Source organism: Klebsiella sp. M5al (genome assembly GCF_002090195.1).
GTDB classification, from domain to species: domain Bacteria; phylum Pseudomonadota; class Gammaproteobacteria; order Enterobacterales; family Enterobacteriaceae; genus Klebsiella; species Klebsiella grimontii.
The window spans coordinates 2,937,110-2,962,547 of sequence record NZ_CP020657.1 but is presented as its reverse complement, the minus strand read 5'-3'; the positions used below and the strand labels follow the sequence as shown (position 1 = coordinate 2,962,547).

The window sequence follows — 25,438 nt, the reverse complement described above, 5'->3', positions numbered from 1 at the left end:
GTGATAACAATGCCTATAAAAACCTATCGAGAAGCGGTCAAGGAAGCCCTGGCCCAGGAAATGGAGCACGACGAACGCGTCGTTCTGATTGGTGAAGACTTGCGTGGCGGTCACGGCGGAAATGCGCCAGAAGAAGCAAGGATAGAGGCTTTTGGCGGTGTGCTCGGAGTCACTAAAGGGCTGTGGACGCAGTTCGGCTCCGACCGGGTGATCGACACCCCCATTACGGAGTCGGCGATCGTCGGCATGGCTGCCGGCGCCGCAGCAACGGGTCTGCGGCCGGTGGCGGAGCTGATGTTTATGGATTTTTTCGGTGTTAGCCATGATGCGCTGTACAACCAGGCAGCAAAGTTCCGCTATATGTTTGGCGGCAAGGCTAAGGCGCCGCTGGTGATGCGGGGCATGATCGGCGCTGGTTTTTCTGCCGCAGCCCAGCATTCGCAGTCACCCTATAATATTTTTGCTACCACACCGGGGCTCAAGGTGGTCGTGCCATCGACACCTTATGATGTCAAAGGGCTGCTGATCCAGTCGATACGCGACGACGATCCGGTGGTGTTCTGCGAGCATAAAATGCTTTATGACCTCAAGGGCGAGGTACCTGACGAGATTTATACCATTCCCCTGGGCGTCGCCAACTATACCCGTGAAGGTGAGGATGTCACCATCATCGCGTTGTCGGCAATGGTACATAAAGCAAACCAGGTCGCCGACAAACTGGCCAGGGAGGGGATCTCGGTGGAGGTGGTCGATCCACGTACAATCTCGCCTCTGGACGAAGAAGGTATTCTGGAATCCGTGGCTTCTACGGGCCGCGTGGTCATTGTCGACGAGTCAGCCGCGCGTTTTGGCTTTGCTCATGATGTCGCCGCGCTGATTGCTTCCCAGGCATTCCATTTCCTCAAAGCGCCTATTGTTCTGGTGACACCACCACACACCCCGGTACCGTTCTCCCCTGCTCTCGAAAAACTCTGGATCCCTGGCGTTGAACGTATCGAAGCTGCCGTCCGTCAAGTGCTGGAGGATTAAGCTATGAGCGATATCAGGACACTTGAAATGCCGAAGTGGGGTCTTTCAATGGAGGAAGGCGTGCTCGCGCGGTGGGCCATCCAGGAGGGTGACCGCTTCGCCAAAGGGCAGGAAATCTGTGAAATTGAGACCAGCAAAATCGTCAATGTTCTGGAGGCCCCCTTCGCCGGTACGCTACGGCGGATAATCGCCCGAGTGGGAGATACCCTCCCGGTCGGCGCTGTTTTGGCGCTGGTCGCTGACTCTGCGGTAAGCGATGATGAACTGGATGCCTTCGCTGCCAGTCTGGCCGCGGCGCAGCCAGCAGCTCCTGTCACGCAGACTACCGAGCCTGCTGTAGCGACCGCGGCGCCCTCCTTTGTATCGGCCCCCGCCAATAAGCCTGCGGCATCCATTGGGCAGACCGAGGTACCCATCAGCCTGCAAGGCAAAACCGATCCGACTCAGGTGAATGCCACTCCCCATGCGTTACGGCTGTCTGCGCGGTTGGGCGTTGACTTGAAAAAGGTCCACGGTAGCGGGCGCGGCGAGCGTATCTCCGTGGCTGACCTGGAGAGCGCGATCGTTGCCGCAGGCGGCCGCGTCGCCTCTCCACCGCCGCCAGTTCGTTCCGGCAAAGCGCCGCGATCGCATACCGATGATAGCCAGGTCTCGGCAACCCCGTTGGCGCGCCGTCTGGCCAACAAACTGGGGATCAACCTGCACGACTGCCGCAAAAGCGGTTCACTTGGACGGGTGAGTCGCGATGATGTGCTGGCGGCCGCTTTGCTGCTTGATGGGCTACACCAGGCCGGAGCTCCACAAGCCACGTCAGCGACAGCCTTTGAGACGTTGCCGATGTCCAGTATGCGGCGAGCGATCGCTGGCCGTTTGCAAATGTCCAAGCAACATGCACCCCATTTCCGTTTGACCGTCGATCTCGACCTGGACCGACTCTTAGCATTGCGTAAGGAAATCAACAGCGAAGTACCCGGCGTCAAGATTTCGGTTAACGATATGCTGGTTAAGGCCTGCGCCATGGCGCTGATAGCCGTGCCGGACGTCAACATACAGTTTGATGAGGCGACCCAGAGCATCCGCCGTTTTGCCGATGCCGACATTTCCGTGGCCGTTGCGCTGCCGGACGGGTTAATTACCCCTATCGTACGTTCGGCCAACAGCAGGTCGATAAGCGACATATCAAACGAAGTTCATTCTCTGATAACCAAAGCCCGGGCGGGCATGCTCAAGCCCGAAGAGTTCCAGGGCGGCACCTTTAGCGTGTCAAACCTGGGCATGCTCGGAGTACGGCAGTTTGACGCCATCATAAACCCACCCCAGGGCGCGATCCTTGCGATTGGCGCAGGCGAGCCCCGAGCGGTAGTTCGCGACGGACAGATCGTCGTCCGCCATCAACTGACCGTATCGCTGTCCTGCGATCACCGGGTCATCGATGGGGCGTCAGGCGCGGCGTTTCTCCAGGCGCTCAAGCGGCTGGTTGAAACACCGACGCTGTTGTTTATCGGGGAGACGAGCTATGCACGACAAATATGATGTACTGATAATAGGTGGCGGGCCTGGGGGGTATGTCGCCGCCATTCGTGCCGGCCAGCTAGGGCTTCGTACCGCATTGGTGGAAAAGCAGCATTTAGGGGGCATCTGCCTGAACTGGGGATGCATTCCAACCAAGGCGCTGCTGCATGGCGCAGAGGTGGCGCACACTATTGCGCATGCCGATCGGCTGGGTTTTAGTCTCAGCGAGGTGAGTTTCGATCTGCAGAAACTGGTGCAGTTTAGCCGCGCCGTGTCGCAACAGCTGACCGGAGGTGTCGAGTACCTGTTGAAGAAAAATGGCGTGACGGTCATAGCCGGCACCGCCCGGCTGCGCGGTAAGGGGCAAGTCACGGTCGCCGATCCCCAGGGGGAAGAGCGAGACTATCGCGCTGATCATGTGATCCTTGCGACTGGCGCCCGGCCGCGAGCGTTGCCAGGAGTCGAGCCAGATGGCGAGCGAATCTGGACCTATTTCGAGGCCCTGCAGCCTGAGCGCTTACCGGAGTCTCTATTAATCATCGGTTCAGGGGCCATCGGAGTGGAGTTCGCCAGCCTTTATAACGATCTTGGCAGCAACGTAACGCTGGTCGAACAAGCCGCGCAGATTCTGCCCGTTGAAGACGCCGAAGTATCCGCTACCGTGCGTAAATCGTTCGAACGACGCGGTATACACGTCCATAGCCAAACGCTGCTGACGCAGGTAAAGCGCACCGATACGGGCGTGCGCTGCGCCTTGAAAACCACCGGCGCCGAACAGACACTGGAAGTCGAACGTGTGCTGTTGGCAGCGGGCGTGCAGCCTAATGTGGAAGGCCTGGGGCTGGAAGCGCTAGGAGTTGAGTTGGACCGCGGGTTTATCAAGACGGATGCAGCTTGCCGAACCAACGTATTTGGCCTCTATGCTATCGGCGATGTGGCTGGCCCGCCGTGTCTGGCGCACAAAGCCAGCCACGAAGGCGTGATCTGCGTCGAGACGCTGGCTGGCGTCGAAGGCGTACGCCCTCTTAACTGCGACTATGTGCCCGGTTGTACCTATGCCCGGCCACAGGTTGCCAGCCTGGGCTTGACAGAGGCGAAGGCTCGCGAGACGGGACGGCCAATCAAGGTCGGTAAGTTCGCATATCAGGGGAATGGTAAGGCGCTGGCCAGCGGTGAGACGGAGGGTTTTGTAAAGACTATTTTCGACGCCGAAACCGGCGAACTGCTGGGCGCGCATATGGTTGGTGAGCAGGTCACTGAACAGATCCAGGGTTTTGGTATCGCGCATCATCTGGAGGCTACAGATGAGAGTCTCTTATCGATGATCTTTGCTCATCCAACGCTTTCTGAAGCCATGCATGAATCCATCCTTGCCGCCAGCGGTCAGCCGCTGCATCAATAATGACAATATAAACCCGGCATTCAACGCCGGGTTTACCTGTACGCTAAGGCCGTCTGAATAGCGCAATGCTGCGCCCGGCCAGAACAAAATCAATCGCTTCCGTAATGGTGACGCCGTCACTTTTCACTTCAGCGGTCGACAGCTCAAGAACCCAGCCGCCTTCGCCGAACTGCGGTATCTGGAACGCAACATCGCCCTCAAACGGATTGAACAGCATCAGAACGTCGTGCCAGATCCCCTCCTCCTCTTCGAGATCGGGTCGACTGATGGCAAGGCCTAACGTTGACCCTTCATCCCACTGCTCAGATTGCTGCAAACCGCCGCCGGCGTTAAACCAGCGTATCTCGAGCCCATCGCGCCAGCTTTCACGGCGTAAAAGCGGTTGTTGCGCGCGCAGCGCGATCAGGCGCTGGGTGAAATGGCGTAATGCGTGGTCATCTTCGGACAGCGCTTCCCAGTTGATCCATGAAATCTCGCTGTCCTGACAGTAGCCATTATTATTTCCCTGCTGCGTACGGCCAAATTCGTCCCCGGCCAGCAGCATCGGGGTGCCGTGGGAGAAAAATAGCGTGGTGAGGAAGTTACGCTTCTGGCGTTCACGGACCGCGACGATAGCCTGATTTTCTGTCGGCCCTTCCTCGCCATAATTGCAGGAACGGTTATCATTGTGCCCGTCGTTATTATCCTCACCGTTGGCTTCATTATGTTTCTCGTTATACGAAACCAGATCGTTTAACGTGAAGCCGTCATGAGCGGTAATAAAATTGACGCTGGCCCACGGACGACGGCCGCGTAAATCGTACAGATCCCCCGATCCCAGCAAACGGGCGGCAAAATCGGTAGACACGTTATCCCCCTTCCAGTATTCCCGCACCGTATCGCGGTATTTGTCGTTCCACTCTCCCCAGCCCGGCGGAAAACCGCCAACCTGATAGCCGCCGGGGCCGATATCCCAGGGCTCGCCGATCAGTTTAAGTTTTGCCAGCACGGGATCCTGGGTTATGGCGTCAAAAAAACCGCCTCGCGGATCGAACCCCTCCGGTTCACGGCCGAGAATGGTTCCAAGATCAAAACGAAAGCCGTCAACGTGCATGGACTGAGCCCAGTAGCGTAGCGAATCCATCACCATCTGCAGCACCCGGGGATGGGACGTATTCACCGTATTTCCCGTCCCGGTATCATTGATGTAATAGCGATGCCGATCCGGCATCGTCCGGTAATAGGAGAAATTATCGATGCCCTTAAATGAGAGCGTCGGGCCCAGCTCATTCCCTTCGGCGGTATGGTTGTAAACCACGTCAAGGATCACCTCAATACCGGCGTCATGAAAAGCACGCACCATATTGCGGAACCCGGCAATACCCGCGGGCCCGTAGTAACGGGACGCGGGGGCGAAGAAGCCCAGCGTATTGTAACCCCAGAAGTTTTTTAGTCCCCGGTCAAGCAGATGCTGGTCGTCGGGAAACCAATGTACGGGCAGCAGCTCAACGGAAGTGATGCCGAGGCTTTTGATATACTCGACGGAGGCCTGATGCCCAAGCCCCTCGAATGTGCCGCGCAGCTCGGGGGGGAGCGCCGGATTAAGTTGGGTAAACCCTTTCACATGCGTTTCGTAAATCACCGTATTCGGCCAGCGAATGTCGGGGCGATTTTCCCCCTGCCAGTCGCACGCATCCGGGTCGACAACCTTGCATTTCGGCGTAAAAGGCGCGCTATCGCGGGTATCAAAGCTGAGGTCTTTCTCCTCATGCCCCAGCTCATAGCCAAAATGGGCGTCGTTCCACGCGATATCGCCTGCCAGCTCCCGCGCGTAGGGGTCGATAAGCAATTTATGCGGATTAAAACGATGCCCGTTTTCCGGATCGTAAGGGCCGTAGACGCGATAACCGTATAACGCCCCAGGCTGAAGATCGGGCACGTAGCCGTGCCAGATTTCGTGCGTATATTCCGGCAGTTCCAGCCGGGCTATTTCCTTTTTCCCCGAAGGATCGAACAGGCACAGCTCAACCCGTTCAGCGTGCGCGGAGAAGAGCGCGAAGTTAACGCCTTTTCCGTCAAAATGAGCCCCCAACTGCTGGCTGTCGCCGGGCCGTATTGCAAAAGCTTTTTCCTTGCGCATCGTTATTCTCCCCGTAGCTCAGCGCTAATAAGCGTCAACAACCACCCGGATGTTGACGCCAGTTCGAGCGACGTTTCCACCAGACGGCTCTCGCCGCTAAACACATCACGAAAACGTTTCCCGGCCAGAACGTCTGGTATGGTTACCACAGTATTGCCCCATAGCCTTGCGGAAGATTCCGACAATCCGTGCGCCGCAACGTCAAACGCCAGGCGAGGCACCACCACGATCAGGGCCTCCTCTCCGCTGATGCGCGCGTAGGCAATAAGATTATCTTCCCTCTCCCCGGAGACTTTTAATGGTACCCAGTCACCATAATGGAAGAGCGCTGAATGCCGCTGTCTTAATCGGAGAAAAGAAGCGGTAACGTACTGTTTCAGGCGCCCGTCTCGCCAGGGGGGTTCGCGGGTGAACAGGTCCGCATTCCCGGTATGAAGGTTTTGCGCAAGGACGGCGAAATCGGGTTCACGTCGGTTATCCGGATCGACAAGACTGAAGTTCAGCGCCTCGCTCCCCTGATAAATGTCCGGCACGCCGGGCGCAGTCAGTTTTATCACCGTCTGGCTGAGGCTGTTTACCAGTCCGGCACGGATAAAGGGCTGCAAGGCAATGTGAAAATCGTTGAGAAAGCGCGAATTATCCGCAGAAAATAGCTGCTGCACATAATTAAGCACCACGCTCTCATAGCTTTCATTGCTGTCGATCCAGTCGGTTCTCTGCTTGGCCTCGCGCAGCGCTTTTTCCATAAAAGCGAGAAAACGCGTTTCGAGCGATTTCAGCCCTTCGGCATCGTCCGGCAGCAGCGTTGCAGGCCACGCGCCCGCCAGCGCCTGATAGATCATCCACGTATCCGCCGCGTTCGGCGCCGTGCCGTCGTTCAAAAAACGCACATGGGTTTGATTCATCTGACGCCAGCGCGCAAGGTTTTCCGCCCACAGCTGCGGGGCTTCCGTTAAGGTGTAAAGCCGGGCCCGCGCATCTTCCCCGCGTTTCGTATCGTGCGTCGACGTCCCCAGCAGCGCATCGGGCTGGCGCGCAAGACGGATGCGCATCTCCTGATGAAAGCGAGACAATGAGAAGGCGCGAGGCGTAGGATCGGCCCCAACTTCATTCAGCGCCAGGTCGAGGTTATGACGAAAGAACAGCGTATCCTCGACCGATTTCGCCATTAACGGCCCGGTGAGCTGCTGAAAACGGGTCCTGAAGAGTGAAGCGATGTCGAGGCTGCTCGCCTGCAGATTGCCGGTCAGGATAGCGATAATGACGTTAAGCGCGTTGGCATCGGGTCGGTTTTCTTCGGCGTTCACTTGGTCAACCACCCGGTTTAACAGCGTAATATCGCCTGCGGTCAGCCCTTCGGCGGTGCCGTAAGTACGATAGACCGGGAAGGCCAGCAGCAGTTCGCGCAGGGCGTGGCGCAGCGCGTCACTCTCGACCGCCATGCCGTTACGCTGCGCCAGTTCGCGGGCCAGCTTCAATAAAGTGGTAAATTCACCCTCAAAATTGCGATCCGCCATCAGGCCTTTCGCCTCGCGCAGCGCTTTGTGGCGATCCACCGTTCCGCCGAGCGCGTCGTCATGCACCTGCTGCAGCTGGTCGAGGTTATTGTCATCCACCAGCACTTCCGCCAGCGAAGCGATAAACTCATACCCTGTGGTGCCGGACACCGGCCAGTCGGCGGGCAGCTGTTCGCCCTTCGCGAGGATTTTTTCCACCGTAATGTAGCACTCTGGCCCGGTGGCCTGGCGCAGGCGCTGCAGATACCCCAGCGGGTCGGCAAGGCCATCGATATGGTCAATACGCAGACCATCGACTATGCCGGAATGCACCAGTTCAAGGATAAGTCGATGGGTGTCGTCAAACACCGCCGGGTCTTCAACCCTGACGCCAATCAGGCCAGTAATTTCAAAAAAACGCCGCCAGGAGAGCTGCCTGGGCGCTTCCCGCCAGGACATAAGGCGCCAGCTTTGCGCCTCGTGCAGCGCCAGAATGGCGTCGCGATCCGGGGATGTTAGTAATTGCTCACCTGTCGCCAGGGTTTGAGGATTCAGGGGCCAGACCTGGTCATAATAGATGAACGCCGGTTTCCCGGTTGCAGGGTCGCGTTTCAGTTCGAGCGCCCCGCTCTCCAGTTCCGCCTCAAAGGTATCCCCCAGAAACGGCAGCGTAACGGGACGCGTCCAGTCAATATCGAAATAATTCGCCCAGCGGCTGTTCTTGCCCTGCTCGATAACGTCCCGCCACCAGCGATTCTCCAGCGAGGTCGCCATATGGTTAGGCACGATATCCAGGATCAGGCCAATTTGCGCGTTTCGCAGCGCCTTCACCATCCGATCAAACCCTTCGCGGTCCCCGATGGCCGGGTCGATCTCGTTAGGATCGGTAATATCATAGCCATGGGTGGAGCCGGTGGTCGCCGTAAATATCGGCGAGGCGTAAAGATGGCTGATACCGAGCCCCTGAAGATAGGGGGCCAGCGCCGCCGCGCGATCGAAGGTCATGCCGTTACGGAACTGAATGCGATAAGTCGCGGAAGGGATCATACTGAGGCTTCTCCATGTGCAAAACGGACAACAATACTGTCTGGCGTTAACGCTTCCTGCTGTTCCGGCCAGCTAAAAATGACCTCGCCAGGTATTTCCGGCAACGCAAGCGGTTCCTCGCCGATATTCAGCGCCACAGAGAGCGTCCCGCCGGCAAATTGCCAGCTCACCGCCAGCGCCTGAGGCTCCGTGTGCAGGATCTTGCCCTCGACGCCGCCCCCTGCCGCCAGCAGCGGGACGATATAGCGATGGCGCAGCAAGATGAGGTTGCGCGTGAAGCGCAGCCAGGATTTCCCCTCCTCGCTTGCCGCCTTCTGCCAGTCGAGCTTAGAACGAATAAAGGTCAGGGGATCGTTCGGGTCCGGGACGGATTTGTCGTGCCCCGCGTGTCCGGCAAACTCTTTTGCCCGCCCTTCCCGCACCGCCTTCGCGAGGGAACCCTGAAAATCGGTAAAGAACAAAAAGGGATTGCTCTCGCCGAACTCCTCTCCCATAAACAGCAAAGGAATATGCGGCGACAGAAGCAAAGCGGCGAGCAAAACGCGCGTTTTCCCGGCGCCGGCAAGGGAGATCAACCTTTCCCCCTGCGCACGGTTTCCGGTCTGATCGTGATTCTGAATAAAGTCGACAAAAAACTGCGGCGGCTGAGCGGCGCAGGCCACGCCGCGGGGCTTCCCGGTTTGCGCAGAAAGCTCACCCTGGTAGACAAATCCCTCGGCCAGCGCCCTTGCTAACTTACTGGCAGGCTGATGCGCAAAATCCTGATAATAGGCGTGCGTCTCGCCGGTGGCGAAAACGTGGGCGGCGTTATGAAAGTCATCATTCCACTCGGCGGTAAACAGCGGGGTTTGTCCGTCCTCATCGCGCGGATGGAGGAAAATGACGTTCCGGCTGTCTTCGGTGGTGAGGTGGATATGGCGGTCGGGGATGGCTTTGCGGATATTTTCGGCGATCTCTATCAGCACATGCCTGGCGGAGCGATCTTCAATCTGATCGATGGCATCAAAGCGCAGCCCATCAAGATGGTACTCGGTAAGCCAGAACAGCGGCGCCTCGGTAATATACTGCCGCACAGCCTCGGTTTCATAGGCGATAGCGTTACCCCAGGGGGTCATTCGGTTTTGATGAAAAAAGCCCGGCGACAGCAAAGAGAGATAGTTGCCTTCCGGGCCAAAATGGTTGAGAACGATATCGAGAACCACCGAAAGCCCTAACCCGTGGGCGGCGTCAATAAAGGCGTGAAAATCCCCCGGCGAGCCGTACGCGGCGTGCGGCGCGTAAAGTAATACGCCGTCATAACCCCAGCCGCGGGAACCGCCAAACTGGGCAACGGGCATAATCTCGACCTGGGTGATCCCCAGCTCTGCCAGATAAGGCAGCTTATCGATGGCGGCCAGAAAGGTGCCTTCTGGCGTAAAGGTGCCCGGATGGAGTTCATAGATGACGGTTTCTTCCCATGGCCGCCCTTTCCAGACGCGGTTAACCGGCTGAAAAAGCCTGGGGTCGATAACTACCGAGGGACCGTTAACATCATCGCGCTGCGCGCGCGTGGCCGGATCGGGAATACGCCTGCCGTCGGCTAAAAGGAGCATATATTCATCGCCATGCTTTACGCCAGAGACGTCAATCTGGAACCAGCCCCCACCCGCGGCTTCCATCGCAATATCCCGCGTCTTCAGGCTCAGCGTCATTGTCTTTTGACCTTCGGCCCAGACGCGAAAACGGACAGTATCAGCGGCAATAAACTCCGCCCCCCAATGCTTGTGAAACGATATGGATTCCATTCAATGTCCTCAGGCGACTTATTCAGATAACGCGGCATGAAATATAAGATTAGACCAGGATGAGCCAAGTGTGCTGGCGGCGTTGGGTCTGTTATTTATAAAGACCTTGGCTGTAATACATATAGGCTGAAAAGTCAGGTAAATAATTCCTGGTTTTAAGCAGTTAATTATTCCTGGTTTACCTTTCTTTTATCCCCCATGCGCAATAATTGACTAATCTTAAATTTCATTTATTAAGGAGGCCGGTATGACAACAGGAAATAATTCAACGCTACACTATCCACTTCCGCCGTTTGTCGAGCAGCCGCAGCAACCCCCGGGGCTGGCATCGGAAATGAAGCCCCTTCCCGACCACGGCGAAACCAGCTACATCGGTTCCGGGAAGCTTGTGGGGAAAAAAGCGCTGATTACCGGCGGTGATTCGGGTATTGGCCGGGCAGTCGCTATCGCCTTCGCGCGCGAAGGCGCGGATGTCGCGATCGGCTACCTGCCGGAGGAGGAATCCGACGCGGCTGCCGTTATCGCGCTGATACAGGCCGAGGGCAGAAAAGCCGTCGCCATTCCCGGCGATATTCGGGTTGAATCATTTTGCGATACCCTGGTCGAAAAGGCGGTCGCAGAGCTTGGCGGGCTGGATATTGTGGTTAACAACGCCGGCAGGCAGCAATATTGCGAATCCGTCGAAGAGTTGAGTACCGCCGCCTTTGACGCGACCTTTAAAACCAACGTTTATGCGCCATTCTGGATAACCAAAGCCGCGCTTCGCCATCTGTCTGAGGGCGCGGCTATCATCAACACCTCTTCCGTCCAGGCGTTTAAACCCAGCGAGATCCTGCTGGATTACGCTCAGACCAAAGCCTGCAATGTTGCGTTTACGAAATCGCTGGCAAAGCAGCTGGGTCCGCGCGGTATCCGCGTTAATGCCGTGGCGCCGGGCCCGTACTGGACGCCTCTGCAGTCAAGCGGCGGCCAGCCGCAGGAGAAGGTTCAGCAGTTTGGCGAGGATACGCCGCTCGGCAGACCGGGACAGCCGGTTGAGATAGCGCCCCTTTACGTACTCCTGGCTTCCGACGCGTGCTCCTACGCTTCTGGTCAGGTCTGGTGCTCTGATGGCGGCACCGGGGTAGCATAAGAGAGATCGTCGCTGTGGCGCGCTCTATTCGCGCGCCGCAGCGACGGACGCTAGTAGCGTAAAAGGAACTGGATGAGGGTTATCAGCAAATAAAAACCACAGACGATTTGCACACCTCTCCAGCTCCACCTGAAATAACGCCACTGATAACGCTCTCTGGCATTCGCCTGCGCAATGGCGGGCTCCAGGCTCTGCTTTTTCTGCTTACTCCTCAGTAGACTCCAGCCCCACCAGACAATGACCATGATGACGATAACTTTATACAGGATGATGTTGCCCATGCCGCCGCCATTTTACGATTGGATAAAACTGCCTGCGAGTGTAGCGCACTTCTCGCCTCGTTACCTGCATACCTTATTGACGTTTAAACATGTTTACGCTGGAACGCTCTTGTTCTGTCAGCGCGGCTGATGTAGCGATATCGTAGAATAATCTTATATATGTCAAAAAGGTGAATTGCGACTTTTCTCTTTATTAAATATGTAGTATCAAGGCGCTGGTAATATTAGCAGTCTTATTATTCAAAAAGTTAAAATTTGCAAAACCAGACGTAACCGCTAAAATAACCATGAGCTAACTCACTAAGCAGGGAGATATTATGGGTTTTTGGCGAATTGTGTTGACGATTATTCTACCGCCACTCGGCGTGCTGCTGGGTAAAGGGTTTGGCTGGGCCTTCATTCTCAATATTATTTTAACCATCCTCGGTTATATTCCAGGGCTTATTCACGCGTTTTGGGTTCAAACCAAAAACACCTAATCAGAAATATCTTACAGTTTGACTCGCCGGCTTATCCCCGGACATTAAACGGAAGCAGAAAGTTCGCAGGAGCAATACCATGCTTAAACAATTAACCGCTATCGTTTTGCTGGCTGCAGCAACCAATGCCGTGGCGCAAGACGATATGACGCTGGACAGTCTGGTCAAAAAGGAACCGGCAGCCTTTAGTCAAATGGTAAAAGGTCACCCTCTGCCCGCCTGGGTAAAGACGGGCGGAACCGCCTCGCCTGCCAGAACGGTGAAGCTTGGCGCAGAGACTTATCAGGTACTCAGCGTCTGTAAACCCCACGATTGCGCGACGGAACGCTTCGCCGTGCTGTGGTCTGAAAAGTCCAGACAGATGACCGGGCTTTTCTCTACCGTTGATGAAAAAACCGCCCAGGAGAAACTGACCTGGCTTAACGTTAGCGACGATCTTTCCATCGATGGTAAAACGGTGCTCTTTGCCGCCCTGAGCGGCAGCCTGGAAAATCATCCCGACGCATTTAACTTTCAGCAGTAGCCCGTAGCCAAAAATTGACGCCTGTGGCCGGAACGGTAATCCGGTCATCCCCATTCTGCCGCTCTGACCCGGGGTCTGGACGGCAGAATAACGTTCCTTTCCGGCTACAACGAGATGCCGGCGAATGACATAAACCCCAGCGACATTAGCCCGGCGGTAATAAATACGCTGCCTAACCCGCGCAACCCCTTCGGCATGTTGGCGTATTTCAACTTTTCGCGTATGCCGGCCAGCGCCACGATCGCCAGCGCCCAGCCAATACCGCACCCGGTACCGTAAGTGAGTGACTCAAAGAAGCTGTATTCACGCTGCACCATAAAAATGGTCGCGCCGAAAATGGCGCAGTGAATGGTTAATAACGGCAGAAACGGGCCTAAAGCGTGGTTTAACGCATGAAAGTATTTATCGATGACCATCTCGAGGATCTGCACCAGCGCCGCGAGAACGCCGATAAAAGTGATAAAATCGAGAAAGCTCAGATCGACCCCTTCGATCAGGGCGTTCTCTTTCAGCAGATGATTGTAAATCAGGTTATTTATCGGCGTCGCTATCGCCAGCAGCGCTGTTACCGTCACGCCGAGACGAAATGCGACATCGATTTTTTTCGAGATAGCGAGAAAAGTACACATGCCGAGGAAAAAATTAAGCGCCATATTCTCGACAAAAACCGCGCGGATAAAAATATTGAGGTGAGATTCGAACAAGACAACCTCCATGTTGTTGAGTTGTTTCTCAATCATGCCAAACTTTCAGGTGAAACAGGCAATAACGACTCGGTTTTGCCGAGTCGATCACCTTTTAATTTCCTGAGTTTTGATAAGGCGGGACAGCCGCCTTTACTCGCCCTCTCTGCGCTGGAGAAACGTGTGCGGAAGCATCTTAATAAATTCATCAACCGGCACCGGTTTTGAAAAGTAGTAGCCCTGGTAGAGGGTAATGCCCATATTTTTGAGCATCTCAAGCTGCTCTTTATCCTCAACGCCCTCGGCAATAATCTGGCAATGAAATTTTTTCGCCAGATTGACCATATTCATCACCACCAGCGCTGAAGCGTTATTGGTCACAATGTTGAAGGTAAAGACTTTATCGATTTTAATAATCTCCGGATTAAACTGCTGGATGTAGCTGTAGTTTGCATACCCGGTACCAAAATCATCCAGCGAAAACTGCACGCCAATACGCCTGAGTTGGTCCGTCACCGCTGACGTCTGCAGGGTATTTGCAATCGACTCCCGCTCGGTTATCTCCAGGACAAGGCGTACTTTTGCCGCTTTCATCTGTTGGGTAAACGTCTGGCACAGGGTCACAATTTCGTCGTCCTGAAAGTTTACCGAGCTGGTGTTAAAGCAGATAAACAGCCCCGCGGGAATGACGGACTGCTGTCGCCGGAGCTGGCGACTCACCTCAGCAAAGCAAATCGCCGTCACTTCTTTGATAAGACCGGTCTGTTCGGCGACGGAGATAAATTTATCCGGCGCAATAAACCCCTGTTTTGGATGCTCCCAGCGCACCAGCACTTCGCCGCCGACGATCTGACCGGTGTCGCTGCCGATAATCGGCTGAATATAGGGTTTGAGCTGTTTGAGTTCGATAGCCTGCCTGAGCTGATACTCAATCGTATTCCGGTAGCGGAGGTAGTTTCTGAACAAAAATGTCAGCAGCAGGGAGGCCAGAATAATGGCGATAAGGGTGTGTTGTTCATAACGGATAAATGCGCCGGGGCCGGACGCGTAGTGGCGGTCGGCAATAACCGAATAGTGAAACTGCTCTGATTCCATGCGTACGGGAACGCGAATACCCGGGGTCGTCGTCACTTCCCCCTTATGGGTCATTACCCGGTCGCCAACCTGAAGATACAGATGAGCGTCGCCGTCGAGAACGTTTAAAATGTTGTATAAATAATAGCCATCCACGCCCACCAGAATCGTATTTCCCCGGTCGTCCTGTTCGCTGTAAACCATCAATGGATGGAGCGGCGTGATTTCACTGCCGCTCAGCAGACGTAAAGCGCCATGCGTATATTGGCGGCGATCGAACTGAAATTTCCGTCCGCCATAAACCGAGGTGCAGTATATTTCATTATCCTTACCTAAATTCACCGTGCGCACATCGGGAATAGTGGCCACCAGCGTGCGTAGCTCCGTCAGGACATTCTCATTACAGCTTTTCCCATAGAACGGTTCAGCCATATTAGCGGCCTGCTCCGCATGAGAAACGGTCACATCAAGGCTGGCTATCGCCTGCTGAAGCCGCGCATGAATATCGTTATCCACTTTTTTTTGCATTTGCCAGTAACAAAGCCCTGTACCGAAGCTCAGCACCGCAATTAAAAATAAGAATATCCACAGACGATGGCGTGATAAGGAGTCGTTCATTGTGCTAATCCAGTTTGACGCGCCGCAGCGGGCCGACGGCCAATAGTTTGACCAAATTTTAATAAATCCTGTTTATACTCGCCCTGAACCGATCAAGTTTTAATGCATATCAATGATATATCATGGCAAACCGTTGCGTGATGCGAGAGTCGTTTTCTTCGCCTGAGGTTTGCGTGCTTTTGCTGCTGCATCCGTAGCTAAACTATTGACTTAAAGTCGAATAATATGAAAATGACTCTTTTGTGCGCTGACCAGAAAAGCTGGCAAATATCATGACGATCCGCTCCTGTAAGTTTCTCCTGAACAAGGTGAAAATATCCGCCGTAGCAATAGCTGCTGCGCTGCTGTTGGCCCACTGCGGCAGCAAACCGCCCGTTTCTCTCGTCACACCCATGCCGCCCGCGACCAGGCAGCCGACGTTACCCAAAAGTCATGAGCCGGTACGCGGCGTGTGGCTGACAACCGTTTCGCGCCTTGACTGGCCGCCGCTGGAATCGGTGAATGGCGGCATTACGGCCGACCGACGTATCGCCCTCCAGCAGCAGGCGCTGACTGCCAAGCTGGATAATTTAAAGAGCCTCGGCATTAACACCGTCTTCTTCCAGGTGAAACCGGATGGCACAGCGCTCTGGCCATCGAAGATCCTGCCGTGGTCCGATATGCTGACCGGAAAAATCGGCGAGGATCCGGGCTACGATCCGCTTAAGTTCATGCTGGACGAGGCCCATAAGCGCGGTATGCGCGTTCATGCCTGGTTTAACCCCTATCGCGTTTCGGTCAACACCCGGCCGAAAACCGTCACCGAGCTTAACGGTACGCTATCGCAGGTTCCCGCCAGCGTATACGTTCTGCACCCCGAGTGGATACGCACCTCCGGCGATCGCTTCGTGCTCGATCCGGGCATCCCGGAAGTGCGCGACTGGATAACCAGTATCGTGGCGGAAGTCGTGGAACATTATCCTGTTGACGGCGTCCAGTTCGACGACTATTTCTACACCGAATCGCCGGGATCGGCGCTGAACGACAGCCGGACGTTCCAGCAGTACGGTCAGGGATTTGCCGCGAAGGCGGACTGGCGGCGGCATAATACCCAACTGCTGATCGAGCAGGTTTCCCGTACCATCAAGCAGCTGAACCCCGAGGTTGAATTCGGCGTCAGTCCGGCAGGCGTCTGGCGCAACCGCTCCCACGATCCGGCCGGTTCCGACACCCGCGGCGCGGCGGCCTACGATGAGTCCTATGCCGATACCCGTCTCTGGGTGCAGCAGGGATGGCTGGACTATATCGCGCCGCAGATTTACTGGCCCTTCGCCCGCGACGCGGCCCGCTACGACGTGCTGGCAAAGTGGTGGGCTGACGTGGTGAAACCCACCCATACCCACCTCTATATCGGCGTGGCGCTGTACAAGGTGGGCGAACCGTCGAAGAACGAACCCGACTGGATGATTAACGGCGGCGTGCCGGAATTGAAAAAGCAGCTTGATCTGAATGAATCCATGCCGCAAATTCAGGGCACGATTTTGTTCAGAGAGAATTACCTCAATCAGCCGCAAACCCAGCAGGCCGTTAACTACCTGAAAAGCCGCTGGGGAGGTTGATTCCCACACCTGCCCCAACCGGAGAATGTTATGTTGAAAAAATCGATTGTCGCCTTTTCCTTGTTCTGCGCTCTGACGCCCGCCGTTTTTGCGGGCAACAGTGAAAATGAACAGCTGAATAAAAAGAATGTCATTGATTTTTATAATAAAGCGTTAAATGACAAAGACTTTGCCGCCGCCAGACCCTATCTCGGAGACCGCTACATACAGCATAACCCGATGGCGAAAGACGGCGTGGAAGGCTTTCAGCAGTTTATCGCCTTCCTGAAGAACAAATATCCCGACTCCCACAGTGAAATTAAGCAGGCGTTTGTTGATGGCGATCATGTGATCCTGCACGTTGAGGTCACCGGTCGCGAGCCGGGCGTGACGCGGGCGATTATTGATATCTTCCGCGTCGACAAGCAGCATAAAATCATTGAGCACTGGGACGTTACCCAGAACGTTCCGCAAAAAAACCGCCAGCGGCAACAGCATGTTCTAAAACCCGGCCAGGAGCCTTCTGCTAACACTCTCGCTTTCCCTTTTTTCATTCGTACAGACTATCGCTTGTTTAAACATTTTATTTACTTTACTGTAAAGTAAATAAACAGACGAGATCAGACTGATGTTCAACGAAAGAAAATGGGGAAAGCTTTTTTATTTCATTGCATTAGCCATTTTTCCCGGCGCGGTGAACGCCGCTTTACCCAGCCTACCCGCGCAGGGCGCCTCGCTCTATGACGCCTGCTCCCACCTACAAGAACCCGCCGAGGCCTGGCGCTGTCGCGCCCTGCTCATTAGCCAGCGCGTGGAACAGCGGCGGCGCTATCTGCACTTTTTACTTCAGCAGAATATTTTCAGCATTCAAACCTACGACTATCTGTGGAGTGAATACCAGCGTGCGACGTCATGTTCTGAGATCGGCGCCTTCTTGATGAGCAAAGTTCACGATGAGGCATTCCATGGGCTGCCCTTTACCCCGCTTCCGCCCGATGATGCGATAAGCGCGCCGCCTGCGGTGTTTACCCTGCAAGACGCCATTAACTGACCTGAGGTGCGTAACAATGCTGGCTCGCTTTTTTGTCTTTCGCCCCGTGTTCGCCGCCGTCATCGCCATCTGCATTATGGCGGCCGGCGCCCTTGCCCTGCTGACGCTGCCGGTAGAACAGTATCCGGATATCGCCCCTCCTGCCGTCAACGTCACGGCGAACTATACCGGCGCTTCAGCGGAAACCGTCGAGGATAGCGTTACCCAGGTGCTGGAGCAGCAGATTAAAGGCATCGATGGGCTGATCTATTTCTCCTCAAGCAGCAGTTCGGCTGGGCAGGCGCGGATTAGCCTTAGCTTCGATCAGGGCGTAAACCCTGATATGGCGCAGGTACAGGTACAAAATGCGGTAAACCAGGCGATTACCCGCTTACCGCAGGAGGTACAGCAGCAAGGCATTACCGTTACCAAATCCCAGGGCGACAGCCTGATGGTGGTTGCCCTGTATGACAAAAGCGAGCAATTAACCAGCCTTGATATCAGCGATTTCCTCGTCAGTTCCCTGCAGGAGCCATTGAGCCGGGTTGAAGGCGTGGGTGAAACCACCGTTTTTGGCGCGCAGTACGCCATGCGCATCTGGCTTAATCCGCTCCAGCTGACCAGCTACGGTTTGATGCCCTCGGACGTGCAGGCCGCCATTGAAGCGCAGAATTCGCAGGTTACCAGCGGTGAAATTGGCTCGCTGCCGACGCTTGAGGGACAGTATCTGAACGCCACGGTGGCGACGCAGTCTCGGCTTGAACGTCCTGAGCAATTTGAGAATATTATTCTGCGCACGAATAGCGACGGCTCGGTGGTGTACCTGCGCGATGTGGCCCGCGTGGAGATCGGCGCGGAAAACTATCAAAACCAAACTACGCTCAATGGTTACTCCTCCGCCGGGATCTCGATTCAACTGGCCTCGGGAGCCAACGCGCTGGAAACGGCGAAAAAAGTTAGGGCCGAAGTCGAACGCCTCTCTTCCCGCTTTCCGCAAGGCGTGGTCGCCGCCTATCCGCGCGACAGCACACCGTTTGTGACGGTATCGATCGAAAGCGTGGTGCATACGCTGATTGAAGCGATCCTCTTTGTCGTGGCCGTCATGTATCTTTTTCTGCAGAGCTGGCGGGCGACGCTGATCCCGACCCTTACGGTTCCGGTAGTTCTGCTGGGTACTTTCGGTATTCTCAGCCTGCTCGGTTACAGCATTAATACGCTCACCCTGTTTGCGATGGTGCTGGCAATCGGCCTGCTGGTTGATGACGCTATCGTGGTAGTGGAAAACGTTGAGCGTTTGATGGCAGAGGAAGACCTCACCCCGCTGGAGGCCACGCTGCGCTCGATGAATGAGATAACCGGGGCACTAATCGGTATTGCGCTGGTTCTCTCCGCCGTTTTTATTCCGATGGCGCTGTTTGGCGGCTCGGTCGGGATTATCTATCGCCAGTTTACCGTGACTATTGTCTCAGCCATGGCGCTGTCCGCGCTGGTCGCTCTGACACTGACGCCAACGCTATGCGCCCACCTGCTCAAGCCAGGACACATGAAAAAAGGGCGTTTTTTCACCCTTTTCAATCGCGGCGTGACGATAAGTCAGAACCGCTACCTGGCCACGCTCCAACGAATAACCGCCCGTCCGTTTCGTTTTGTCTGCCTGGCCCTGATCCTGACCTTTTTGATGCTCTGGCAATATCAGAAGCTCGCTAGCGGATTTCTGCCCGAGGAGGATCAGGGCGCGGTCATGGTTCAGTACACGCTGCCGTCTGGCTCGCCGATGTCAATGACCGAGGAGGTTGGCGCTGATATTGCCCGCTATTTTATGACCGAGGAGGAAGATAACCTCAACGTTATCTTTATGGTCACCGGGAGAAACAATGCCGGCAGTGGGCAGAACGTCGGCATGGCATTCGCTGAGTTAAAACACTGGGACCTGCGTCCTGGTGAGAAAAACAGCGCCCAGGCCATTATTTCCCGCGCGAACCAGTACTTTAATAAAAACGCCCGGCAGGCCAACATCAGCGTGATGTCGCCCCCGACCGTGCGCGGGCTTGGGCAATCCAGCGGCTTTGAGCTATGGCTGCAGGACAGCGCGGAAAATGGCAGCGCTGCGCTTATGCAGGCGCAAACCACCCTGCTCAATGCCGCCAGAGAAAATCCCGCTCTGGACGCGGTACGAATTAATAGTCTGGAAGAAAAAGCGCAGCTGCAGGTCAATGTCGACAGACAAAAAGCGCAGGCTCAGGGCCTGGATCAGGCTGATATCAACAATACGCTCTCAGCGGCCTGGGGGGGCGTATATGTTAACGACTTTATCGACCGTGGGCGGGTTAAACGCGTGTATATGCAAGGAGATGCGGCCTGGCGTTCGACGCCGGAAAATTTATCCGCCTGGTTTGTGCGCGGCGACAGCAACAACATGGCCTCCTTCGACAGCTTCTCATCCCTGCGCTGGACCACCGGACCGCAGATGCTTCAGCGGTTTAACGGTCTGTCGGCCGTGCAGTTTCAGGGAGGCGCGGCGCCGGGCGTCAGTTCCGGCGCCGCGATGGCGGAGATGGCCGACCTGGTCAGCTCGATGAACGGGTTTGATCTGCAATGGAGCGGTTTGTCCTGGCAGGAGCAGTCATCTTCGGTGCAAACGCTGTGGGTCTACCTGGCGTCGCTGGCCTTTATGTTTTTATGCCTGGCCGCCTTATATGAGAGCTGGTCGGTTCCCATTGCCGTAATGCTGATTATCCCGTTGGGCATTATTGGCGCCATCAGCGCTTCGTTGCTCGCCGGTTATGAAAACGATATCTACTTCCAGGTGGGGATGTTGACGACAATGGGCCTCTCGTCCAAAAACGCGATTCTGATCGTTGAATTCGCCCTGGCGCAGTTCCAGCAAGGGAAAAGCCTGTCGGAAGCCACCCTCGAAGGCGCGCGCCTGCGCTTGCGCCCCATCGTGATGACCTCACTCGCATTTGTTGTTGGCGTAATCCCTCTGGTACTCTCTACCGGCGCGGGGGCTTCCAGCCAACGAGAGATAGGCACCGCGGTCATCGGCGGCATGCTCACCGGGACGCTGCTGACCTTGTTTTTCGCGCCATTATTTTTCCTGCTGGTGCAGCAAGGAATGATGCGGCTAAAAAGACGCAAACCGTAAGGACTCAACTGATGGGAAATCAACGCGGGCGACCGATGAAAGCCCGCCCACGCATTTTACAAACCGCCCGGGCGCTGTTTCTGCAGCACGGGCTTGATGTGTCTCTGGATACCATCGCCGCCGAAGCGGGAACCACGCGCCCGACGCTGTACAGCCATTTCCCCGGCGGAAAAGACGCGCTGCTGCTGGAGACGTTCGCCTTTCTCAACGACGCTATGCAGCCGCCCCTGCAACAGCTTCTACAGGACAGCCAGCAGGATCTGCTGGCGCTGCTGCGGGGATTCGCCAGGGTTGTCCAGCACCATTTTTATGCGCCGGAAAACATCCACTTTCAACGCCTGCTCATCCAGGTGCTGGTGCAAAAACCGGAGCTGTACGTCACGCTAGAGCAGCGCCCCTCGGGACGCGTGTTGCAGGCGCTCAGCGATATCCTCGCGAAGAAACGAGATCAGGGCCAGCTGACCCTCAGCGACCCGCAGCTCCAGGCGACGGCGTTTCTCGGCGCGATTATGGGCTATCCGCTGCCGGGAGCCTTAATTGCGCAAAATGCGCTAACGGCAGAAACGCTGGAGCCGCTCGCCGAATGCGCGATTAGCGTGTTCCTCACGGCCTGGGGCTATAAGCCATCATCATCCGGCGCCCTGTGAACGGGGCCGGAATACGCCTAACCGGCGAGGAGCTCATCGTACAGGCTACGCAGGCGGGTGCGAAGGTAGAGAACGGCTTTATGCTTACGCGAGAGCAGCGCCTGCTCGCTGACGCCGGACTCTTCGGCCAGCTCCCGGTAGCTATAGCCCTGCAGTTCGGTTTTCTCAAATGCCTCACGCTGGGCGGGCGGCAGCTCCGAAAGCGCCTGGTTTAGCTCCTCCCAGAGCAGCGCTTTCAGATACTCATCCTCCGGCGTTTGCGGCACGCCAAACAGCGTCTCGGCCAGCTCGTCCTCAGGAAAATCGCCCTCCTCCTCCTCGCTGAAGCCGCCCGCCAGCGGCAGCTCGCGTTTTTTCCTCGCCCTGTCGGTCATTTCGTTACGCGCCGCCCGAAACAGCCAGGCGGCGATATTCTCCACCGGCTGCTCGACGCGAATGAGCTGATACGTCACTTCCTGCAGGATATCGTCCGCCTCATCGCGCAGCGGGGTCCGTCCGCGGATAAAAGCCTTCAGCCGCGACCGGCAGGCGTTGAGGGCGGAAACAAGCCGTGACTCCGCCACGGTGCCGTTTTTCATTGTGTTCACTCGGGATCCGCGTTTTTAGCTGGACTCTCCTGCTGCGGCCCATGCTCGCCTCGGCGGTCACGCCAGCCGCAGGGGCCGTGATGCCCGCGGCGGCCGAAGCGCTGAGCAAACTCCTCGCGCTGCTCGGGGCTCATGTTCATCCAGCGTTCATGCATCCGCCGCCGGGCGTGCCCCATGCCAAACATGCCCGGCCGAAAACCGAGGCCGCCGAACAGGATCCGCGACAGCGCCAGAATCCCTAACGCCTGCCAGAAACCGATGCTCTTCACGCCAAGAATTGCCGGCAGCAGCGCATTCCACAGCGACATCACCACCAGCCCAAGCACGGCGATTAACGCCACGCCGATAATAAGCGGTTTTGCCATTCTGTGACGACCAAAGCGCTGATGGTGATGCTGACCGTGCATATCGAAATCTCTCATCTTCTGTTTACCTCATAATGCTCGTGAATATTAGCCTGTGCTGAGGTAGACGAATGAGCGGACAAAATATTGCTGAGAAAATTTAAAAATCGACACACTTTATTTGTATGACAAATTTTAATGTGTGATCTTCATCACCTTCTATCGCGCGCGGCGGCGGTAAGGTTCCCCGATGATTCATTGAAAAAAGAGGAACTTATGAACGCAGTAAAATCACTAAAAGCGGACTGGGCGATTATTACGTTGATGATTGTTGTCGCGGTCGTGATGTATGGCTATCTGATCCCTAAATACTGGTAATCGAAGTCCGCCCCATCGCTCAGGGCGGCCTGCCGGCACTATCGCTTATCGTTCAGCGTCTTAATCAGAAACGGTACCGAGTCGCGTAAAGACGGGTTAACCGTACCGCTATGATCCAGGCCGGCATAAATATGAACCTCCGCCCGGGTTCCCGCGCTTTTTACCGCATCGGCAAAGCGTTTTTGCATTGCCGTCGGCACGTTGATATCCGCGCCGCCAATACCGATAAACACCGGGTGATCGATTTTCAGGGTCGGATAAAGCATGCTGCCCACGCTGGCGTTTAACAGGGAGTCTATTCCCGGCTTAAGTGAGTTAGCGGCATTAAGACCGGCCTTCATGACCTCATCGTTTAACGGCGTAATGCATAAATTGCTTGCCTCTTTCAGCAGCGGCAGCGCGTTATCCTGGAAATAATCAGCCGGATTAAGCTGCGGGTTGCTGTCGGCGGCAGACAGATAAATATAGAAAATATAGGGTATTTTCGGGTCGCCTCCAGTCGGCGCTTTGCCGGCTGCCGGTGGAAGCACGTCGGCGGCGGTGGTTCCTTTCTCAAAATAAGGCGTACCGGTCAGCACCGTCGCGCGAACGTTCAGCTCCGGCGCATATTCCGGCTGATATCCCGCGCTGGCGAACGCGGCGTGCGCACCCTGCGACTGCCCTACCAGAATAAGCTCATTCTTAAGCGGAAACTGCTTCAGGGCGGCGCGAACGCCATCAAGAACGCTCCACGCTTCGCCGCGGGCGTTAAGATAATGGTGCAGGCCAGCAGAGCCCAGCCCGGCATAATCCGGCGCGACCACCGCGTAGCCCAGCGACAGCCAGGTATTCAGATACTGCTTATCGCGATCGCTGCGCGGGTTTAACGACGGCGCGCAGTGGTTCTCCACGCCCACGGTACCGTGAGCCCAGACCACCACAGGCCACCCCCCTTCCGGCGTCGCGCCAAAGGGAATAAATACCGCGGCGGTATCTTCGCGGGCGGTTTTACCGTCAACGCCGCTGCGGGAGGGATAATGCAGGAGGTACTGCTTTGCCGCTTCGCTTAAGCCATTCGCGGCGTTGAGCGGAGAGACGGCATCGGTGCTGTCGCCAGCGGCGCTAGCCGGTACCGCGCTCATTGAAAGCAGCAGCAGCGCAGAGGTGGCGGCGAGGAATTTTCTCGAGAGTGAATAGGTCATGGCATCCTGTTCCATTATTAGTGATGCACTTAGTGTAGTCCCCGCCGCCTGAATATCAGCTCAATGAAGCAGACGCTTCGCCATTTTTTTATAAACCCTGAGTGGCTTCGCTTTTTGCCCGCGCAAATAATGATAGATTTTTATCAATAACCTCAAAGGAAGAGACCGATGTCAGCGAAAAAAGTGACCATGACCGACATAGCCAGAGACGCCGGAGTGGGTATTGCGACGGTAGACAGAGTGCTCAATAAACGGGCCGCCGTCAAAGAGAGCACCGAACGTAAAGTACTCGAGTCCGCGCGGCGATTAGGCTTCGCGCTTGAGCAATCCCACTATCGGCTGGCTGCCGGCCAGTCGGCGATAGCCCTCAGAATGGGGTTTATCCTGCTGCAGCCGTCACACTCATTTTATCAACAGCTGGCGCAGGCGCTTGAACAGGCGGCACTCGCGTGGCATAGCCCGACGCAGGCCCCCGTTTTTCTGCATTATGATATTAACGCCATCGACGATATGGCCGCCGCGATCGGCCGCCTGAGCGCTGAAGTGGATGTTATCGGCATTGTGGCGCTGGATAATCCGCTTATCCGCCATGCCCTCATTCAGGCGATTGATAAAGGGGTGCACGTCTTCACCCTGCTCTCCGATATGAGCATTCCCCAGCGTACCGGCTATATCGGGCTGGATAACCAGAAAGCGGGCCGCACCGCCGGCTGGGCGGTGGACAGGCTCTGTCACGGCGACGGCGAAATTGGGATTATCGTCGGCGATAATCGGTTTATTTGTCAGGAAAGCTGCGAGATAAGTTTCCGCTCCTACCTGCGCGAACAGGGCAAAGGCGATCGTGTGCTTGAACCGGTGCGCAGCCACGAACGTGCCGATGTCGCGCGCCAGGTGACGGAAGAGATGCTGCAACAGTACCCGGATCTGAAGGCCATTTACGCGCCCTGCGGCGGCGTGGAAGGTATTGTCGACGCCCTGCGCGCGCGTCAACGCCAGCACCAGGTCACCCTGATTTGCCATGGCCCGGTAGACAACGGCGAGCTGGCGTTAATCGACGGCACCGTCGATCTTATGCTTGCGCACCGGCTTAGCGAGTTCGCTGCGGCGACAATTAACGCCTTTATCCAGGCAGTCAGCCAGCCGCGGGCGACGTTTATCAACGCTCTGCAGCCGTTTGACCTCCTCACCAAAGAAAACCTCTGATTGACGCAGGCGCGGATAAAGCCGCCGCGCTCCGCTTTAGCGCTATATTTGATAAAAAACCATCATTTATGCTATCAAAATAAATCTTGAATCCCATCAAAGAATTTAAATTTCATCATTGTTGAATATGAAATTTTCATTCAATACTGGTCATGTTTTCTCCTCAT

At 55.9% G+C, this 25,438-nt stretch carries 21 protein-coding genes and 1 pseudogene; 13 read left to right on the top strand and 9 right to left on the bottom strand.

Annotated features, from left to right (window positions below; genetic code table 11):
• Positions 1-9 precede the first annotated feature (9 nt).
• Genes BWI76_RS14155 through lpdA form a run of 3 tightly spaced genes read left to right on the top strand, consistent with a single transcriptional unit; the run spans position 10 to position 3,943 of the window.
• Positions 10-1,029 carry an alpha-ketoacid dehydrogenase subunit beta gene (locus tag BWI76_RS14155; protein WP_004137131.1) on the top strand — a complete coding sequence of 340 codons (1,020 nt, stop codon included), beginning with the start codon at positions 10-12 and terminating at the stop codon, positions 1,027-1,029.
• 3 nt (positions 1,030-1,032) lie between these two features.
• Positions 1,033-2,562 (top strand): 2-oxo acid dehydrogenase subunit E2, encoded by a 1,530-nt coding sequence (locus BWI76_RS14150; protein WP_004137133.1) that lies wholly within the window; start codon positions 1,033-1,035, stop codon positions 2,560-2,562.
• Entirely contained in the window at positions 2,546-3,943 is a 1,398-nt protein-coding gene (gene lpdA, locus BWI76_RS14145) for a dihydrolipoyl dehydrogenase (protein WP_004137135.1), read from the top strand. Before BWI76_RS14150 ends, lpdA begins: the two co-directional genes overlap by 17 nt.
• A gap of 43 nt (positions 3,944-3,986) precedes the next feature.
• On the opposite strand, the gene glgX is transcribed toward lpdA, so the two are convergent.
• Genes glgX through treZ form a run of 3 tightly spaced genes read right to left on the bottom strand, consistent with a single transcriptional unit; the run spans position 3,987 to position 10,389 of the window.
• Positions 3,987-6,062 carry a glycogen debranching protein GlgX gene (gene glgX / locus BWI76_RS14140; protein WP_049085290.1) on the bottom strand — a complete coding sequence of 692 codons (2,076 nt, stop codon included), beginning with the start codon at positions 6,060-6,062 and terminating at the stop codon, positions 3,987-3,989.
• Between the two features lie 2 nt (positions 6,063-6,064).
• Positions 6,065-8,605, bottom strand: coding sequence for a malto-oligosyltrehalose synthase (gene treY / locus BWI76_RS14135; RefSeq protein ID WP_049085289.1), 2,541 nt, complete (start codon positions 8,603-8,605; stop codon positions 6,065-6,067).
• Entirely contained in the window at positions 8,602-10,389 is a 1,788-nt protein-coding gene (treZ, locus tag BWI76_RS14130) for a malto-oligosyltrehalose trehalohydrolase (RefSeq protein WP_049103081.1), read from the bottom strand. The genes treY and treZ overlap by 4 nt, the downstream gene beginning before the upstream one ends.
• 247 nt (positions 10,390-10,636) lie before the next feature.
• On the opposite strand from treZ, the gene BWI76_RS14125 reads away from it, so the two are divergent.
• Positions 10,637-11,521 carry an SDR family oxidoreductase gene (locus BWI76_RS14125; RefSeq protein WP_004137139.1) on the top strand — a complete coding sequence of 295 codons (885 nt, stop codon included), beginning with the start codon at positions 10,637-10,639 and terminating at the stop codon, positions 11,519-11,521.
• Positions 11,522-11,571: 50 nt separating this feature from the next.
• Here the strand turns inward: BWI76_RS14125 and BWI76_RS14120 are convergent, their stop codons facing one another.
• Complete coding sequence (locus BWI76_RS14120; protein WP_004137141.1) at positions 11,572-11,802, bottom strand: hypothetical protein; 231 nt, start codon at positions 11,800-11,802, stop codon at positions 11,572-11,574.
• 317 nt (positions 11,803-12,119) lie between these two features.
• Between BWI76_RS14120 and BWI76_RS14115 the strand changes: the two genes are divergently transcribed.
• Together BWI76_RS14115 and ivy are read left to right on the top strand one after the other, a co-directional pair.
• A complete protein-coding gene (locus tag BWI76_RS14115) occupies positions 12,120-12,281 on the top strand; it encodes a YqaE/Pmp3 family membrane protein (RefSeq protein WP_004120471.1) in 162 nt (53 codons plus the stop codon).
• Between the two features lie 79 nt (positions 12,282-12,360).
• Positions 12,361-12,804, top strand: coding sequence for an Ivy family C-type lysozyme inhibitor (ivy, locus tag BWI76_RS14110; protein WP_049085756.1), 444 nt, complete (start codon positions 12,361-12,363; stop codon positions 12,802-12,804).
• Positions 12,805-12,908: 104 nt separating this feature from the next.
• Here ivy and nqrE read toward each other — a convergent pair whose 3' ends face one another.
• Positions 12,909-13,520, bottom strand: coding sequence for an NADH:ubiquinone reductase (Na(+)-transporting) subunit E (nqrE, locus tag BWI76_RS14105; RefSeq protein ID WP_032711060.1), 612 nt, complete (start codon positions 13,518-13,520; stop codon positions 12,909-12,911).
• Between the two features lie 120 nt (positions 13,521-13,640).
• A complete protein-coding gene (locus BWI76_RS14100; protein ID WP_004137148.1) occupies positions 13,641-15,179 on the bottom strand; it encodes a cyclic diguanylate phosphodiesterase in 1,539 nt (512 codons plus the stop codon).
• 272 nt (positions 15,180-15,451) lie between these two features.
• Here BWI76_RS14100 and BWI76_RS14095 point away from each other — a divergent pair, with 272 nt between their 5' ends.
• The 5 genes and pseudogenes from BWI76_RS14095 to BWI76_RS14075 all read left to right on the top strand — a co-directional run bounded on the left by BWI76_RS14095 (position 15,452) and on the right by BWI76_RS14075 (position 21,578).
• Positions 15,452-16,777: a glycoside hydrolase family 10 protein gene (locus BWI76_RS14095; RefSeq protein ID WP_004137150.1), complete on the top strand. Its 1,326-nt coding sequence runs from the start codon at positions 15,452-15,454 to the stop codon at positions 16,775-16,777.
• A gap of 30 nt (positions 16,778-16,807) precedes the next feature.
• Positions 16,808-17,261, top strand: a pseudogene (locus BWI76_RS14090) (nuclear transport factor 2 family protein).
• A 123-nt stretch (positions 17,262-17,384) separates the two neighbouring features.
• Positions 17,385-17,807: a hypothetical protein gene (locus tag BWI76_RS14085; protein WP_004137156.1), complete on the top strand. Its 423-nt coding sequence runs from the start codon at positions 17,385-17,387 to the stop codon at positions 17,805-17,807.
• Positions 17,808-17,823: 16 nt separating this feature from the next.
• Positions 17,824-20,931: a multidrug efflux RND transporter permease subunit gene (locus BWI76_RS14080; RefSeq protein ID WP_064371762.1), complete on the top strand. Its 3,108-nt coding sequence runs from the start codon at positions 17,824-17,826 to the stop codon at positions 20,929-20,931.
• Between the two features lie 11 nt (positions 20,932-20,942).
• Positions 20,943-21,578 carry a TetR/AcrR family transcriptional regulator gene (locus tag BWI76_RS14075; RefSeq protein WP_004137157.1) on the top strand — a complete coding sequence of 212 codons (636 nt, stop codon included), beginning with the start codon at positions 20,943-20,945 and terminating at the stop codon, positions 21,576-21,578.
• A 17-nt stretch (positions 21,579-21,595) separates the two neighbouring features.
• Here BWI76_RS14075 and BWI76_RS14070 read toward each other — a convergent pair whose 3' ends face one another.
• Together BWI76_RS14070 and BWI76_RS14065 are read right to left on the bottom strand one after the other, a co-directional pair.
• On the bottom strand, positions 21,596-22,156 hold the full coding sequence (locus tag BWI76_RS14070; protein ID WP_004137158.1) for an RNA polymerase sigma factor: 561 nt from the start codon (positions 22,154-22,156) through the stop codon (positions 21,596-21,598).
• Positions 22,157-22,161: 5 nt separating this feature from the next.
• Positions 22,162-22,587, bottom strand: coding sequence for a hypothetical protein (locus tag BWI76_RS14065; RefSeq protein ID WP_004120488.1), 426 nt, complete (start codon positions 22,585-22,587; stop codon positions 22,162-22,164).
• 198 nt (positions 22,588-22,785) lie between these two features.
• Between BWI76_RS14065 and ykgR the strand changes: the two genes are divergently transcribed.
• Positions 22,786-22,887, top strand: coding sequence for a small membrane protein YkgR (ykgR, locus tag BWI76_RS28690; RefSeq protein WP_004137159.1), 102 nt, complete (start codon positions 22,786-22,788; stop codon positions 22,885-22,887).
• 38 nt (positions 22,888-22,925) lie between these two features.
• On the opposite strand, the gene BWI76_RS14060 is transcribed toward ykgR, so the two are convergent.
• Positions 22,926-24,068, bottom strand: a complete 1,143-nt coding sequence (locus BWI76_RS14060) for an alpha/beta hydrolase (protein ID WP_004137160.1) — start codon at positions 24,066-24,068, stop codon at positions 22,926-22,928.
• A 168-nt stretch (positions 24,069-24,236) separates the two neighbouring features.
• Here BWI76_RS14060 and BWI76_RS14055 point away from each other — a divergent pair, with 168 nt between their 5' ends.
• Positions 24,237-25,271 (top strand): LacI family DNA-binding transcriptional regulator, encoded by a 1,035-nt coding sequence (locus BWI76_RS14055; RefSeq protein WP_024358184.1) that lies wholly within the window; start codon positions 24,237-24,239, stop codon positions 25,269-25,271.
• Positions 25,272-25,438: the final 167 nt, after the last annotated feature.

What these genes read in the sequence shown, in the direction of transcription:
- BWI76_RS14155 (WP_004137131.1), top strand. Translation starts at nt 10, where the DNA reads ATGCCTATAAAAACCTATCGAGAAGCGGTCAAGGAAGCCCTGGCCCAG.
- BWI76_RS14150 (WP_004137133.1), top strand. Translation starts at nt 1,033, where the DNA reads ATGAGCGATATCAGGACACTTGAAATGCCGAAGTGGGGTCTTTCAATG.
- lpdA (WP_004137135.1), top strand. Translation starts at nt 2,546, where the DNA reads ATGCACGACAAATATGATGTACTGATAATAGGTGGCGGGCCTGGGGGG.
- glgX (WP_049085290.1), bottom strand. Translation starts at nt 6,062, where the DNA reads ATGCGCAAGGAAAAAGCTTTTGCAATACGGCCCGGCGACAGCCAGCAG.
- treY (WP_049085289.1), bottom strand. Translation starts at nt 8,605, where the DNA reads ATGATCCCTTCCGCGACTTATCGCATTCAGTTCCGTAACGGCATGACC.
- treZ (WP_049103081.1), bottom strand. Translation starts at nt 10,389, where the DNA reads ATGGAATCCATATCGTTTCACAAGCATTGGGGGGCGGAGTTTATTGCC.
- BWI76_RS14125 (WP_004137139.1), top strand. Translation starts at nt 10,637, where the DNA reads ATGACAACAGGAAATAATTCAACGCTACACTATCCACTTCCGCCGTTT.
- BWI76_RS14120 (WP_004137141.1), bottom strand. Translation starts at nt 11,802, where the DNA reads ATGGGCAACATCATCCTGTATAAAGTTATCGTCATCATGGTCATTGTC.
- BWI76_RS14115 (WP_004120471.1), top strand. Translation starts at nt 12,120, where the DNA reads ATGGGTTTTTGGCGAATTGTGTTGACGATTATTCTACCGCCACTCGGC.
- ivy (WP_049085756.1), top strand. Translation starts at nt 12,361, where the DNA reads ATGCTTAAACAATTAACCGCTATCGTTTTGCTGGCTGCAGCAACCAAT.
- nqrE (WP_032711060.1), bottom strand. Translation starts at nt 13,520, where the DNA reads ATGGAGGTTGTCTTGTTCGAATCTCACCTCAATATTTTTATCCGCGCG.
- BWI76_RS14100 (WP_004137148.1), bottom strand. Translation starts at nt 15,179, where the DNA reads ATGAACGACTCCTTATCACGCCATCGTCTGTGGATATTCTTATTTTTA.
- BWI76_RS14095 (WP_004137150.1), top strand. Translation starts at nt 15,452, where the DNA reads ATGACGATCCGCTCCTGTAAGTTTCTCCTGAACAAGGTGAAAATATCC.
- BWI76_RS14085 (WP_004137156.1), top strand. Translation starts at nt 17,385, where the DNA reads ATGTTCAACGAAAGAAAATGGGGAAAGCTTTTTTATTTCATTGCATTA.
- BWI76_RS14080 (WP_064371762.1), top strand. Translation starts at nt 17,824, where the DNA reads ATGCTGGCTCGCTTTTTTGTCTTTCGCCCCGTGTTCGCCGCCGTCATC.
- BWI76_RS14075 (WP_004137157.1), top strand. Translation starts at nt 20,943, where the DNA reads ATGGGAAATCAACGCGGGCGACCGATGAAAGCCCGCCCACGCATTTTA.
- BWI76_RS14070 (WP_004137158.1), bottom strand. Translation starts at nt 22,156, where the DNA reads ATGAAAAACGGCACCGTGGCGGAGTCACGGCTTGTTTCCGCCCTCAAC.
- BWI76_RS14065 (WP_004120488.1), bottom strand. Translation starts at nt 22,587, where the DNA reads ATGAGAGATTTCGATATGCACGGTCAGCATCACCATCAGCGCTTTGGT.
- ykgR (WP_004137159.1), top strand. Translation starts at nt 22,786, where the DNA reads ATGAACGCAGTAAAATCACTAAAAGCGGACTGGGCGATTATTACGTTG.
- BWI76_RS14060 (WP_004137160.1), bottom strand. Translation starts at nt 24,068, where the DNA reads ATGACCTATTCACTCTCGAGAAAATTCCTCGCCGCCACCTCTGCGCTG.
- BWI76_RS14055 (WP_024358184.1), top strand. Translation starts at nt 24,237, where the DNA reads ATGTCAGCGAAAAAAGTGACCATGACCGACATAGCCAGAGACGCCGGA.